Raw genomic sequence first — 13,966 nt, forward strand, 5'->3', positions numbered from 1 at the left:
TGGAAGAAAAGCGAACGGGGGAGAACAATGAGCATCGCGATCATGCGCAAGGCGCTCACCGGCGTGTCGGGCGTTCCCGTCACGGCCTATGACGGAAAAGGCGAAGTCGAGCCTGGGATCACGGCGAAGGTCTATGCACGGGTGGCGGCTGCAGGCATTCACAACATCGTCGCCGCCGGCAATACCGGGGAATTCTATGCCCTGACGCCGCAGGAGATCCGGCTCGTCCATGAGGCGGCGGTATCAGGTGTCGATGGCAGGGCGCCGGTGACGGCAGCGATCGGCCGGTCGCTGCGCGAGGCGATCGGCATGGCCAGGGATGCGGCCGCGATCGGCGCCTCGGCCGTCATGTCGCATCAGCCCGTCGATCCTTTCGCAGCACCTTCGGCTCAGATCGACTATTTCTGCAATCTCGCCGATGCGTCCGCCCTGCCGCTCATCGCCTATGTCAGGGCCGAGGGTTTCACCGTTGCCGACATCGTTCGGCTGGCCAATCACGGCAACATTGCCGGCATCAAGTTCGCCACAACAGACCTGATGCTGCTGTCGCGAGCGATTCCCGCGGCCGATCCGGCCGGCGCGCTGTTCGTCTGCGGCCTGGCGGAAAGCTGGGCGCCGACATTCACCGCAGCCGGCGCGCGCGGCTTCACCTCGGGCCTCGTCAACGTCGCGCCGAAGCTCTCGCTTGCCGTCCACGACGCGCTCGAGAAAGGCGATTTCGCCGCGGCGAGAGCCATCGTCAACAGGCTCGAACCCTTCGAGCGGATGCGGACCAAATTCCGCAACGGCGCGAACGTGACCGTCGTGAAAGAGGCCGTCACCTATTCCGGCCTTGATGTCGGCCCCGTGCGCGTGCCGGGATTGCCGCGCCTCGACGAGCATGACCGCGAGGAACTCCATCGGCTGCTCCATGGCTGGGAGGCCGAAGGCGACATTGAAACGGACCGGCAGAACATCAAGGCAGCCGGCTAAGTCAAATCATCATTCCCCGCAAGCAACAGGATTGGGAGGTCTTGAGATGCTCAAGCAGCTATTGACGACGATCGCAATGACAGGCGCCCTGATGACGGCGCAGCCCACCCTCGCGGCATCGCCGCCGAACATGCTGGTCATCGGCACCAATCTCACCGGTATCCGCACACTCGACCCGGCTCAGAACAATGCCCGCACGGTCTCCGAGCTGATCTCGAATCTCTACGATAACCTCGTGCAGCTGTCGCCGGACGATCTGAAGACCCTGAAGCCGATGCTTGCGACGCAGTGGAGCGTCTCCGAAGACGGCAAGATCATCACGCTGACCTTGCGCGACGACGCCATCTTCCAGAGCGGCAACAAGGTCACCGCCGAGGATGCGGCCTGGTCGATCCAGCGCGTCATCAAGATGGGTCAGGTCGGCTCAACTGACGTGGCGCTCTGGGGCTTTAAGCCCGAGAATGTCGAGAAGCTCGTGCGGGCCAAGGACGAACATACGCTGGAGATCGAGCTGCCGCAGGCGGTCAACACGGATCTGGTGCTCTATTCGCTCGCCGGCTCGTCGCTCGGCATCGTCGACAAGAAGACGGTGCTCTCGCATGAGGCGAACGGCGATTTCGGCGGCGCCTGGCTTTCAGCCAATTCCGCCGGCAGCGGCCCGTTCAGCCTCGCGCAGTGGCGGCCGAACGACGTGGCGATCTTCAATGCGCAACCGAAATATTGGGGCGGCAAACCTGCCATGGCTCGCGTCGTTGCCCGCCATATCCCTGAATCCGGCAATCTCAGACTTCAGCTCGAAGCAGGCGACGTCGATGTCGGCCAGTATGTGGCAAGCGGCGATCTCGATGCGCTCGCCACCAACAAGGAAATGGTCATCGACAACGTTCCGGGGCTCGGATTCTACTATATCGCCCTCAACCAGAAAGACCCCGATCTGCAGAAGCCGAAGGTGCGTGAAGCCTTCCAGCACGCCTTCGACTGGAAGGCGATCTCCGGCAACATCATGCGCTATACCGGTTTTCCCTGGCAGTCGATGGTCCCGCGCGGCATGATCGGCGCTCCCGGGGAGGCTGCGGCCCACTACGATTACGATCCCGCCAAGGCCAAACAGCTGCTGGCAGAGGCCGGATATCCCAACGGGCTGAAGAAGGTCCTCAATCCGTCGGGTGCGGCGACCCTGCCCTTTGCGGAAGCGTTGCAGGCAAGCGCGCGGGCTGCCGGTCTCGATCTCGATCTCGTGCCCGGCGAATTCACGCCCGCCTTCCGCGAGCGCAAATTCGAAGTGCTGCTCGGCAATTCCGGCGCCCGGCTGCCCGATCCCTTCGCCGTCGCCACTCAATATGCCTACAACCCCGACAACAGCGACGAGGCGCGCCTCGGCAGCTATTATCTCTGGCGCACGGGCATGAAGGTGGACGAGCTCAACACGCTCATCGACCAATCGATGAAGGAGCGCGACACGGAAAAGCGCACCGACATCTTCAAGAAGATGGACGGCATCTATGCCGGCATGGCCTCGCCGCTCGTCATCTTCTTCCAGCGAACCGACCCCTATGTCATGCGCGCCAACGTCAAGAACTATCACGGGCACACGACCTGGTCGACGCGTTGGCATGACGTGACGAAGGAGTAGAGCGCGTGGCGAGCGCCGATCTGACATCGAAGCAGGAGAGCAGCGGCCGTTCTCAGGCGGGCGGGTTCGCTAATGCGGCCCCGCATCCGTTGATGGGCTTGCTGCGGCGCCTGGCGGGGCGTGGTGTAGCTGTCGTGACCACGCTGCTCGGCCTGCTCTTCCTGACCTTCTCGATGGGCCGCCTGCTTCCCGCCGACCCGGTGCTCGCCATCACCGGGGCGGAGGTCAGCAAGGAGGTTTACGACCGCGTCTATAACGAGCTGGGGCTCGGAGAACCGATCTGGATGCAGTTCCTCGCCTATGTCGGGAAGATCGCCACCGGCGATCTCGGCATGTCGGCGACAACAGGTCAGCCGATCCTCACCGATCTCATGACGATCTTTCCCGCGACCATCGAGCTTGCCATCATCGCCATGATCATCGGCGCCATTATCGGCATTCCCCTGGGGATCACGGCTGCGGTCAGGCGCGGAACGATCATCGATCATATCGCCCGGATCGTTGCGCTTGCCGGCCATTCCATCCCGATCTTCTGGACCGGGCTGATGGCGCTCTTCGTCTTCTATGCGAAGCTGAAGCTGGTCGGCGCATCGGGCCGGATCGACGTCTTCTACGAGGGCCTCGTCACGCCGATAACCGGCTTTCTTCTGATCGACGCGGCAATCCAGGGCCAATGGGACGTGTTTTATAACGCGCTCGGCCACATCATCTTGCCGGCGGCGATCCTCGGCTATTATTCCGTCGCCTATATCAGCCGCATGTCGCGAAGCTTCATGCTGGAGCAGCTGAGCCAGGAATACATCATCACCGCCCGGGCAAAAGGGCTTGGCACCCGCAAGGTCGTCTGGCGCCATGCTTTCAGGAATATCCGCGTGCAGCTCCTGACGATTCTGGCGCTGACCTTCGGCGGGCTGCTCGAAGGGGCGGTGCTGATCGAGACGGTTTTCGGCTGGCCTGGGCTCGGCCAGTACCTCACCCGCGGGCTGCAGATGAACGACATGAACGTCGTCATGGGGTCGGTGCTGACGATCGGCGCCGTCTTCCTGATCATCAACATCCTGTCGGACTTCCTCTATCGCATTCTTGATCCGAGAACACGGTGACGCCATGACGATCTCCACCGAAGACGCAAACAGCGCCGACGCCGGCGGCTTTCGCAAATGGCTGCTGGCACCGGAGCCTCAGGGCTGGTTTCAGTCGTCGACGCAGCAGATCCATCAGGGATGGCTGAAATTCAGCCTGCACCCGCTAGGCTTGGCCGGCCTCGTCATCATCGTGCTCTTGATCGTGGTTGCTCTGGCTGCCCCTCTGCTCACCAGCTACGATCCGATCGTGCAGGACATGGCGGGGCGGCTTGCTCCCCCCTCGGCAACCCATGTTCTCGGCACCGATAATTTCGGTCGCGACGTCTTTGCGCGAGTGATCTACGGCGCCCGCACGACGCTCTACATCATCATGCTCGTCACGATCATCGTCGCACCGGTCGGACTGCTGATCGGCACGTTCTCCGGCTATTTCGGCGGCATCGTCGACGAAATCCTGATGCGCATCACCGATATCTTCCTCTCCTTCCCAGGGCTGGTGCTGGCACTGGGTTTTGCCGCAGCCCTCGGGCCTGGCATTACCAACGCGATCATCGCAATCTCGCTGACGGCCTGGCCGCCGATCGCCCGCCTGGCGCGCGCCGAGACGCTCAGCCTTCGCAAGGCAGATTATATCGCCGCCGTGCGCCTGCAGGGCGCGACATCGATTGCGATCATTACCCGCCACATCCTGCCGATGTGCATTCCCTCGGTGATCGTCCGCGTTACCCTGAACATGGCCGGTATCATCATCACTGCCGCCGGCCTCGGCTTCCTCGGCCTCGGCGCACAGCCGCCCTGGCCGGAATGGGGCTCCATGGCCGCCAGCGGCCGCGAGTTCATGCTCGACAGTCCGTGGGTGATCGCAGCACCCGGCGTTGCCATCGCGCTGGTCAGCCTGGCCTTCAACCTCGTCGGCGATGCGCTTCGTGATGTACTTGATCCCAGAGGTTCGGAATGACTGACACCCTGATCGACATTCAAAACCTCGAAATCGCTTTCGGCAGTGGTCAAGTACGGGCCGTGCGCGGCGTCAGCTTTCAGCTAGGACAGGAAAAACTTGGCATCGTCGGTGAATCCGGATCGGGAAAATCCACCGTTGGTCGCGCGATCATGAAGCTGCTGCCCCCGACAGCAAAGGTCAGCGCCGAACGGATGCGCTTTCGCGACGTCGACCTCATGAAGGCAGACGAACGGACGATGATGACCGTCAGGGGGCGGCGGATCGGCCTGATCCTGCAGGACCCAAAATATTCGCTCAATCCGGTCATGCGGATCGGCGAACAGATTGCCGAAACCTACCGCTTCCATCATCCAAAGGTGAGCAAGGCAAAAACCGATAGCCAAGCGCTCGACATGCTCGAAGCCGTCCAGATCCACGATCCAGAGCGCGTGGCCCGCCTCTATCCGCACGAGATATCGGGTGGGATGGGCCAGCGCGTGATGATCGCCATGATGCTGATTGCCGAACCCGAAGTGCTGATCGCCGACGAGCCGACCTCGGCGCTCGATGTCACAGTCAGGCTGGAGATTCTGGCTCTGCTCGACGAACTTGTTGCCCGCCGCAATCTCGGCCTGATCTTCATCAGTCACGACCTCAATCTCATCAGGCATTTCTGCGACCGCGTCCTCATCATGTATGCCGGCCGCGTCGTGGAAGTGCTCGAGGCGCGCGATCTCGACAAGGCCAGACACCCTTATACGCAAGGGTTGCTGGCATCCCTGCCGACGATCGAGGATCCGCCTGCCCGACTGCCGATCCTGAAGCGGGATCCCGCCTGGCTTGACGACCTCGCACTGGAGCGGCCGCGATGATCAGGATCGACAACCTCACCATCCGTTTCGCACACGGCCAAAGGCCGGTTGTCAGAGACGTAAACCTCGCCATCAAAAAGGGAACGGCGTTCGGTCTGGTCGGCGAGTCCGGCTGCGGAAAGTCCACGGTCCTTAGAGCTCTCTCCGGCCTCAACGCCAATTATGACGGTCGCATCGAGCTCCAGGGCGAGACGCTGGACCGGCAACGCAGCCGACCCTTCTTTCGCCGGGTGCAGATGGTGTTCCAGGACCCCTATGGATCGCTTCACCCGCGCAAGACCATCCGTTCGCAGCTGAAGGAACCGCTGCGCAACCAGGGACTGGCTGCGAACTCCGTCGATATCAACGCGGTGCTGAGATCGGTCGGGCTCGATCCGGCGCTGAGCTACAGGTTTCCGCATCAGCTCTCCGGCGGGCAGCGCCAGCGCGTCGCGATCGCCCGAGCATTGATGCTCAACCCGGACGTTCTGCTTTTGGACGAACCGACGTCGGCGCTCGATGTGTCGGTGCAGGCCGAAATCCTTAATCTCCTGCAGGATCTGCGTACCGAGCGCGGCCTTACCTATCTGCTGGTCAGCCACGATCTTGCCGTCGTCTCCCACATGTGCAGCCGCGTCGCCATCATGAAAGCCGGCGAGATCGTCGAGGAGGTCGATATCGAGGCCTTGCGCCGAGGTGCAGTCGAGCATCCATATTCGCAGCGACTGCTGCGGGCGAGCAGGATGTATGGTCGGGCGTAGCACCTCTCCCGAGATTTTTTAGAAAGGGCGGCCAGATCGCGCCTACCGTCCAGTTGCCTCCATCCAGTATGTTGCGTATCTCTCGGAGAACGACCGAGCAGCGTGAGAGAAACTCCTTTCCGACAGCAGGACTGAGTGGTTTTCTGAAATCGCGGCCGGCGACGCATTTATTCTTTCGCCCAAGTTGTCATCTCCGTCGCTTTGTCGGCAGTTTCACAATGAAGGCCGGAGAATGAACGTGATCGAAGTACGCGTTGCAATGGCGCGGTCGGAACAAACCCATCGCCTCGTAACAGAAATCACCCAGACCGTTTCCGGAAATGCGATGAGCTGATGGCGGATGCTTTCGATCGGGTGGGGGTTTTGGTAGTCGAGCTCTTTCGGGCGGCGAACAGTGTTGGACGGCTGCCGCCCGTCGAACGCCGACGTCCTCTCCGAGGACGAGTGGCGGCGTCGGAAGCGCTTACAGGCGCTGCTCGTCGAGACGGGGAAAGTCTAGGGCCCGCGGCTACAGAAAGCCGATAGAGGCGTTGCACGCCTTAAACGGATGCGAACCGTTGATCCAGCTTTCGAGAGGTCCGCCTACAATTGCCGAAGCCGGGGAATACATGGCTGCTTAGGCGTTTGGCCGATCGATTTCGGTGATAGCGATGTTTACCCCGGCAGCGCGGGTCCGGCATACAGGTCCACGGTCGCAGGTCCAAAGACTTTTCTACATGCGTCGGCGCAAAAATATTCCCAACCACGCATCCAAACGGAATGACCTGTCTTTCTCTCAAGGGTTTGCCCGCATAGAAATCTCTCTCGCCGCACTCGCATGTTAGGGCGCGCTGTTTCGAGAAGGCTCCGCAAGCAGTTCGATGAAAGCTTCCATTTCAGATCACATCCTCGCGTCTGCCGGCGCCCTCTTCTATCGCGAAGGCATCCGCGCTGTCGGCATCGACCGCATAATCGAAGAAACCAACGTCGCCAAGGCAACGCTCTATCGGCATTTCCCCTCCAAGGATCATCTTGTCGCGGCCTATCTTCAGGACCGTCACGAGCGGGTTATCCGTTCGCTGGAAGAGGTTCTGAACGAGGTCCCAAGCCCGCGGGATCAGCTCAATCTCATCTTCGAGCGGCTGCATGAGAAAGCGGACAGCCCCGAGTTTCGTGGGTGCGCGTTCGCTCTGGCAGTGGCCGAGCACGGCGATTCAGAACGCGTTGTTACCGTCGCGCGCACCCACAAGGCGGCCGTCAGCCAGATGTTTCGTGCGCTGATGGAAAGGTCGGGTGCCGGGACCGCTCAGCAGGCCGCTCATCTTTCCCTTCTTTACGAGGGCGCCCTGGCGACAGTTGCCGTCGGGCGCGATCCCCAGGCTGTGTTGACCGCCAGGGACTGCGCGCTTTTCGTATTCGACGCGGCGCGTCCTTCAACGAGGTCATGAACAGGCGGAACATGGCAAAGGTTATTGATTACTTCTTCGGTATCGGCTCGCCGTGGGCTTTCATCGGCCTTGATGCCTTTTCAGAAATGGCCTCCAGGCATGGTGCCGTGATCCGGCCGCACGTCATCTCTCTGATCGAAGACAACGGCGGCATTTATTCGCGCAACAGGCCGGAAGCCCGGCGCGCCTACTGGACCAAGGACCTGAAGCGCTGGGCAGTCCTGCGCGGCAAGACGTTGAACTTCGAAAATCGCGCTGCCCTGTCCGATCCGACGCCCGCCGGCTTCATGGTCATCGCGGCCATCGAGGACGGCTTGGACTGGCTCGGGCTCACGCGCGCGCTGCAGACGGCATTCTGGACGGACGCGGCGGATATCGGCCGGAGCGAGGTGCGCCAGGCAATCGCCAACTCGGTAGGGATCGACGGGACAAAGCTGGAAGAATGCGCCCAGGCCGAGGCCACCCAATCGATCTGGAGATCCAACATCGAAAGCGCCAAGAACACCGGCGTCTTCGGCCTTCCGACGTTTCGTTACGAAGACGAGCTCTACTGGGGGCAGGATAGCCTGCCATTCCTTGAGCGCCACCTGAACGGCGAGAAGATCGCCGTCTGACCGCCAGCCTGGTGAGACTTGGTGACGGTCAATCTGCATCCGTGCCTGATCGTGATGGCATGGCACGATTTCGGTTGGCACTGTCAACACCCGAAAGAGGGACGTGAACTATGGGCCTCCTGTCCGTTGAGCTATCGGGCCAATTGCTGGCGAGGTTCGGTGATCGCTTCTCGATCTCACAGGCGCTGCGCGAGCAGCATGGCCGCGGCGAATCCCATCACACGCCGGCAATTCCGGATGCCGTCATATTCGCGCAAAGCACTGACGACGTGGCCGATGCCGTCCGGCTCTGCGCCGCCGCAGGCGTGCCCGTCATCGCCTTTGGCGCCGGAACCTCGCTCGAGGGACATCTGACCGCGGTGCGCGGTGGCGTGTCGATCGATCTTTCGCAGATGTCGCAGATCATTCGTGTCAGCGCCGAGGATCTAGACTGCACCGTCCAGGCCGGCGTCACGCGCGAGCAGCTCAACGCGCATCTGCGCGACCAGGGCCTGTTCTTCCCCATCGACCCGGGCGCCAACGCTTCGATTGGCGGCATGACGGCGACGCGGGCTTCGGGCACCAACGCCGTGCGCTACGGCACCATGCGCGAGAACGTGCTGTCGATGACCGTCGTGCTACCGACAGGCCAGGTCATTCGCACCGGCGGTCGGGCACGCAAATCGTCTGCCGGCTATGACCTCACCCGCCTCTTCGTCGGCTCGGAGGGTACGCTCGGCATCATCACCGAAGTGACCTTGCGGCTCCAGGGCGTTCCGGAAACCATTTCGGCGGCCCTCTGCTCATTCGGGAGCGTGGAGCAGGCGGTCAGCGCCGCGATCGCCGTCGTGCAGCTGGCAATCCCAGTCGCGCGGATGGAACTGATGGACCGCGGCCTAATTGCTGCCGCAAATGCCTATTCCGGCCTCTCGCTCAAGATTGAAGATACCCTCGCCTTTGAATTCCACGGATCGCCCGCCTCGGTTCGGGAACAGGTCGAGCTGGTTGCGGACATTGTCAAGGATCACGGTGGCAGGGATTTCGAATGGGCCAATGCGCCGGAAGAGCGAAATCGCCTCTGGAAGGCTCGCCATAACGCCTTCTACGCAGTCGTCTCGCAGAGACAGAATGCAAAGGGCTGGTCATCCGATGTCTGCGTTCCGGTGTCGGAACTCAGCGGCTGCATTCTCAAGACCCGCGCCCTGTTGCAGGACTGCAGTGTTCCGGCTGCCATTCTTGGCCATGTCGGCGACGGCAACTACCATGTGGTGTTCGCCGTAGATCCCGACAACGAGGCGGAGCTTGCCGAGGTCGCGGCCATCAACAAGAAGATGGTCGAACACGCAATCTCCGTCGGCGGCACGTCCACCGGAGAACACGGCGTCGGCACCGGCAAGATCGGCTATCTGCGTCAGGAACACGGAAACGCCGTCGATCTGATGGCCCTGCTGAAGCACGCCATCGATCCCAAAGGCATCATGAACCCCGGCAAGATCCTGCCGGTGTGAATGTTGTCGATCTTTCCACCCTTGTCGCGGGAGACGGTGCGATGGACGGCTTCAAACCCCACAGCTCTCATTGGGGTGCATTCTATGGACGGCATCAGGGCGAAGCTCTCGAAATCCGTCCGCATCCCGCCGACCCCCACCCATCTCCCATCCTTGGCAATCTGCCCGCAATCGCCCATAGCCCCGCCCGCATCCGGCGCCCGGCCGTCCGGCGCGGCTGGCTTGAAGCCAGGCCCGATAATGCCGGGAAGCGCGGGAGTGACGGTTATGTCGAGGTCACCTGGCCGGAAGCACTCGATCTTGTCGCCAATGAGCTTCGCCGCGTTCACGGCGAAGCTGGACCTCAGGCCATCTTCGGCGGCTCGTACGGCTGGTCCAGCGCAGGGCGGTTTCATCATGCCCAAAGCCAGATCCACCGCTTCCTCAACGTGCTCGGCGGATATGTCAGATCGGTCAATACCTACAGTTCGGGCGCGGCGATGGTCATCATTCCGCATGTGCTCGGTCCTTACGATACCCTCGACCGAAAGAGCGTCACCTGGGACGCGATCGAGCGCAGCAGCGAAATGATCGTTGCCTTCGGCGGCATGGCGGTCAAGAACACCGATGTCCATGGCGGCGGCATCACCCGGCATGTCGTGCGCCCGGCGCTGAGCGGTGCCCGTGCGCGCGGCGCGCGTTTCGTCCTCGTAAGCCCGCTCAAGGATGATATTGCGACCGATCTCGATGCGGATTGGCTGCCGGTCACCCCTGGAACCGATGTCGCGCTCATGCTCGCCATCGCCTTCGTCCTCGTCAGCGAGGGGCGGCATAACCGGGAATTTCTCGACCGCTATACGACAGGCTATCCACGCTTCGAGGCTTATCTGCTGGGACGCGAAGATGGCGTCGAGAAGAGCCCGCAATGGGCAGCCGGGATCTGCGGTATCGCTGCCGATACGATCGTGGATCTGGCGCGCAGCATGGCAAATGCCCGAACGCTGATCACCGTCAGCCATTCCCTACAGCGCGCCGACTACGGCGAACAGCCGGTATGGACGGGGATCGTACTGGCGGCCATGCTCGGCCAGATAGGGCTCGATGGCGGCGGCTTTTCCTATTCGCTCGGCGCGCTTGGCAACATCGGCAAAAGCCAGCTCGCCGTTCCCCTGCCGACGCTCAAGCAATTCCACAATCCGGTGCCGGATTTCATTCCCGTCGCACGGATCGCCGACATGCTGCTGAACCCGGGAGAGCCGTTCCACTACAATGGCCAGGCTCTGCGCTATCCTGACATCCGCCTTGTCTATTGGGCCGGGGGTAACCCGTTCCATCATCATCAGGATCTCAACAGGCTTCGCCAGGCGTTCAAGACGCCGGAGACGATCATCGTGCATGAAACGGCCTGGACGTCCTCGGCACGCCACGCCGATATCGTCCTGCCCGCGACCACGACGCTTGAGCGCGACGATATTGGTGCGGCCGATCGCGATCCGATGATGATCGCGATGAAGAGGCTGATCGAACCCGTCGGCGAGGCACGCGACGACTACGAGATATTCGCGGATATCGCAGAGCGCCTCGGCAAGCGCGGCGCATTCACCGAGAACCGGTCGAGCCATGAGTGGCTCGCTTTCCTCTTCGAGACCACACGCGCGGCGCTCGCTGCCGGCGGTCATCCGGCGCCGGATTTCGAAACCTTCTGGGAGATGGGCGAACTGCAGCTCCCGGTAAAGCCTGACGATGGCGGCCCTGCGCGCGCATTCCGGGCTGATCCGGACGCCAATCCGCTGCCGACGCCATCGGGCAAGATCGAAATCTTCTCTGAAACGATCGAGAGCTTTGGCTATGACGATTGCCGCGGCCATCCGCGCTGGTTTGAACCGAACCCGACGACAAGGGCGGCGGAGAGCCGCTATCCGCTCTATCTCGTCTGCAACCAGCCCCGCTCGCGCCTTCACAGCCAGCTTGATTATGGCGACTTCAGCCGCTCCACCAAGATCGACGGCCGCGAACCGGTGCGCATCAACCCTGCAGATGCGGCAGAGCGTGGCATTTCGGACCGGGATATCGTCAGGCTGTTCAACGCCCGCGGCAGTTGCCTGGCGGCTGCGGTGATCAGCACGGATGTAAAACCTGGCGTGATGCAGCTTGCCACCGGCGCGTGGTTCGAGCCTGATGATGCGGATGCCGAGATTGCCATGTGCCTTCATGGCAATCCGAATATTCTCACCCGCGATACCGGTACGTCTCAGCTTGCCCAGGCCTCGACCGGGCAGCTGACAAAGGTCGATGTCGAGCGCTTTGTCGGGGAGTTGCCGCCCGTGCGCATTCTCGACGGAATGACGTTCATCGACAAATAGACCGGCAGGAGCCGTACCCTCAGCGGGCGAACGGACACTGGAAATCCTGATCCTCGTGCTTCAGATTGCGCTGATAAAATAATCTACAAATTTGATAGAAAAAGAACAACCAGTCTTTCTCCAAACCGATCCGCTCACATAGGCTCCTGTTCAAATCAGCCCCGGCAACCAAACAGGACCGCTTTATGAACGACCGTTCTACTCGCCCTCTTCTTTCCCGGCGTCGTCTGCTGACCGCCACCTCTGCACTGGCATTTGCCGCGCTGGTCGCGACCGCGAATGTAACCCCGGCATTGGCTGAGGACGGAGCGCATGATGGCGGAGACGTCGTCTTCCTGATCGACTCACTCGGCGACACCTGGATCCCCAACAATAGCGCGATCTCCAGCTTTCAGGGCCATATCTGGGGCCATGTGACCGACAAGCTTCTCTATGTCGATGCCGACGGCAAGGTCAGCCCGTGGATCGCCGAGCGTTGGGAGCAGAACGACAATGCGACTGAATTCACCCTGCATCTGAAGGGCGGCGTGACCTTCTCTGATGGCAGCGCGCTCGATGCTGCAGCCGTCGTCGCAAATCTCGACATCTGGTATGCCGGGCGCAAGAGCGAGGGCATCAATCCGATCGGCCTGTTTCCCAAGACCTATGATCATGCCGAAGCTGTCGATGCGACAACCGTGAAGGTCTTCTTCAAGAAGCCGACCCTAGGCTTCATCCCGACGCTCGGCTACCACGGCTCGATCCTCATTTCCCCGAAGACCATCGCCTCGCCGGCGAGCAGCCAGGCAGACTTGAGCAAGACCTCCGGCAGCGGCCCTTATGTTGTCGAGTCCTGGAAGGAAGGCGACTACGTCAAGCTCGCCAGGCGCAAAGATTACAACTGGGGCCCGGCAGCGGTGGGTCAGACCGGTCCCGCCCATCTCGATACGATCACCTACAAGCTTGTCTCGGAACCTTCGCTGCGCGTTGCGGCAGTCCAGTCCGGCCAGGCCGACGTCGCCTATAACGCATCGCCTCAGGAACTCGAGTCCCTCAAGTCGGAAGGCCTCACGGTGGCCACGCCCCGCTATCTCGGCTTCGTCAACGGCTGGGCTGTTAACACCAAGCTTGCCCCCTATGACGACGTGAAGGTCCGCCAGGCACTTCAGGCAGGCATCAATCGCCAGGAAATCATCGACACCGTCTATACGCCCGACTGGAAGCTTGCGACGTCGTTCATCCAGAGCAACGTTCCGGGTGCGACCGACCAAAGCGCGCTCCTCGCCTACAATCCTGAAAAGGCGGAGAAGCTTCTCGACGAGGCAGGCTGGAAGAAGGGAGCAGACGGCGTCCGCGTCAAGGATGGCAAGCCGCTGTTGCTGACGCTGAACTCGAACCCCTACCTCGCGACATCGAAATCGATCGACGAACTGATTTCGCAACAGCTCGGCAAGATCGGCTGGAAGGTCGATATCCGCGCCTATGACGTCGTCACTTACGGCCAGAAGGTGAAGTATGGCGGCGCGGGAGTGCCGGCATATGAGGTGACGCGCTCCTTCATCGACGCCGGCACCGTCGCCGGCATTCTGACCAACGCCAACAATGGCGAGAACTGGTTTGCGCTCGACGAGAGCGACAAGACCCTCAACGATCTACGCGACAAGATCGCTGGGGCTGGCTCCATCGAGGCTCGCGGGCCGCTTCTCGACGAGCTGCAGAAATACGTCCTCGACCAGGGCTATTTCATTCCGCGAACGCAGATCGTCCAGCGCATTTACGTGCAGTCGCCCAAGCTCAAGGGCGAGGTCTACAACGGCGTCGCCTATGCCAGCTACTACACGGCCACGAAAAGCGAATAACCCGCAATTCAACCGA

General features: G+C 61.6%; 11 protein-coding genes. All 11 read left to right on the plus strand.

The window, feature by feature from the left end; genetic code table 11:
- Positions 1-27: 27 nt before the first annotated feature.
- The 11 genes from EFB14_RS29785 (at position 28) to EFB14_RS29835 (ending at position 13,950) form a co-directional block, all read left to right on the plus strand.
- Positions 28-972, plus strand: a complete 945-nt coding sequence (locus EFB14_RS29785; RefSeq protein WP_125847616.1) for a dihydrodipicolinate synthase family protein — start codon at positions 28-30, stop codon at positions 970-972.
- Between the two features lie 46 nt (positions 973-1,018).
- Entirely contained in the window at positions 1,019-2,605 is a 1,587-nt protein-coding gene (locus EFB14_RS29790) for an ABC transporter substrate-binding protein (protein ID WP_126830203.1), read from the plus strand.
- Between the two features lie 5 nt (positions 2,606-2,610).
- Complete coding sequence (locus EFB14_RS29795; protein ID WP_125847620.1) at positions 2,611-3,708, plus strand: ABC transporter permease; 1,098 nt, start codon at positions 2,611-2,613, stop codon at positions 3,706-3,708.
- Positions 3,709-3,712: 4 nt separating this feature from the next.
- Entirely contained in the window at positions 3,713-4,648 is a 936-nt protein-coding gene (locus tag EFB14_RS29800; protein ID WP_125847622.1) for an ABC transporter permease, read from the plus strand.
- Positions 4,645-5,502, plus strand: a complete 858-nt coding sequence (locus EFB14_RS29805) for an ABC transporter ATP-binding protein (RefSeq protein WP_125847624.1) — start codon at positions 4,645-4,647, stop codon at positions 5,500-5,502. The genes EFB14_RS29800 and EFB14_RS29805 overlap by 4 nt, the downstream gene beginning before the upstream one ends.
- Entirely contained in the window at positions 5,499-6,242 is a 744-nt protein-coding gene (locus EFB14_RS29810) for an ABC transporter ATP-binding protein (protein ID WP_125847626.1), read from the plus strand. The genes EFB14_RS29805 and EFB14_RS29810 overlap by 4 nt, the downstream gene beginning before the upstream one ends.
- A gap of 860 nt (positions 6,243-7,102) precedes the next feature.
- Entirely contained in the window at positions 7,103-7,669 is a 567-nt protein-coding gene (locus EFB14_RS29815; protein WP_125847628.1) for a TetR/AcrR family transcriptional regulator, read from the plus strand.
- A gap of 11 nt (positions 7,670-7,680) precedes the next feature.
- On the plus strand, positions 7,681-8,283 hold the full coding sequence (locus EFB14_RS29820; protein WP_126830205.1) for a 2-hydroxychromene-2-carboxylate isomerase: 603 nt from the start codon (positions 7,681-7,683) through the stop codon (positions 8,281-8,283).
- A gap of 110 nt (positions 8,284-8,393) precedes the next feature.
- Positions 8,394-9,770 (plus strand): FAD-binding oxidoreductase, encoded by a 1,377-nt coding sequence (locus EFB14_RS29825; RefSeq protein WP_126830207.1) that lies wholly within the window; start codon positions 8,394-8,396, stop codon positions 9,768-9,770.
- A gap of 41 nt (positions 9,771-9,811) precedes the next feature.
- A complete protein-coding gene (locus tag EFB14_RS29830) occupies positions 9,812-12,112 on the plus strand; it encodes a molybdopterin guanine dinucleotide-containing S/N-oxide reductase (protein WP_126830209.1) in 2,301 nt (766 codons plus the stop codon).
- 185 nt (positions 12,113-12,297) lie between these two features.
- Complete coding sequence (locus tag EFB14_RS29835) at positions 12,298-13,950, plus strand: ABC transporter substrate-binding protein (RefSeq protein WP_126830211.1); 1,653 nt, start codon at positions 12,298-12,300, stop codon at positions 13,948-13,950.
- Positions 13,951-13,966: the final 16 nt, after the last annotated feature.

This window comes from Rhizobium fabae, assembly GCF_003985135.1.
Lineage (GTDB): Bacteria > Pseudomonadota > Alphaproteobacteria > Rhizobiales > Rhizobiaceae > Rhizobium > Rhizobium pisi.

Excerpts from the sequence above, each read along its gene's own strand:
- EFB14_RS29805 (WP_125847624.1), top strand. The coding sequence starts at position 4,645 with ATGACTGACACCCTGATCGACATTCAAAACCTCGAAATCGCTTTCGGC.
- EFB14_RS29785 (WP_125847616.1), top strand. The coding sequence starts at position 28 with ATGAGCATCGCGATCATGCGCAAGGCGCTCACCGGCGTGTCGGGCGTT.
- EFB14_RS29825 (WP_126830207.1), top strand. The coding sequence starts at position 8,394 with ATGGGCCTCCTGTCCGTTGAGCTATCGGGCCAATTGCTGGCGAGGTTC.
- EFB14_RS29790 (WP_126830203.1), top strand. The coding sequence starts at position 1,019 with ATGCTCAAGCAGCTATTGACGACGATCGCAATGACAGGCGCCCTGATG.
- EFB14_RS29830 (WP_126830209.1), top strand. The coding sequence starts at position 9,812 with ATGGACGGCTTCAAACCCCACAGCTCTCATTGGGGTGCATTCTATGGA.
- EFB14_RS29810 (WP_125847626.1), top strand. The coding sequence starts at position 5,499 with ATGATCAGGATCGACAACCTCACCATCCGTTTCGCACACGGCCAAAGG.
- EFB14_RS29835 (WP_126830211.1), top strand. The coding sequence starts at position 12,298 with ATGAACGACCGTTCTACTCGCCCTCTTCTTTCCCGGCGTCGTCTGCTG.
- EFB14_RS29800 (WP_125847622.1), top strand. The coding sequence starts at position 3,713 with ATGACGATCTCCACCGAAGACGCAAACAGCGCCGACGCCGGCGGCTTT.
- EFB14_RS29820 (WP_126830205.1), top strand. The coding sequence starts at position 7,681 with ATGGCAAAGGTTATTGATTACTTCTTCGGTATCGGCTCGCCGTGGGCT.
- EFB14_RS29815 (WP_125847628.1), top strand. The coding sequence starts at position 7,103 with ATGAAAGCTTCCATTTCAGATCACATCCTCGCGTCTGCCGGCGCCCTC.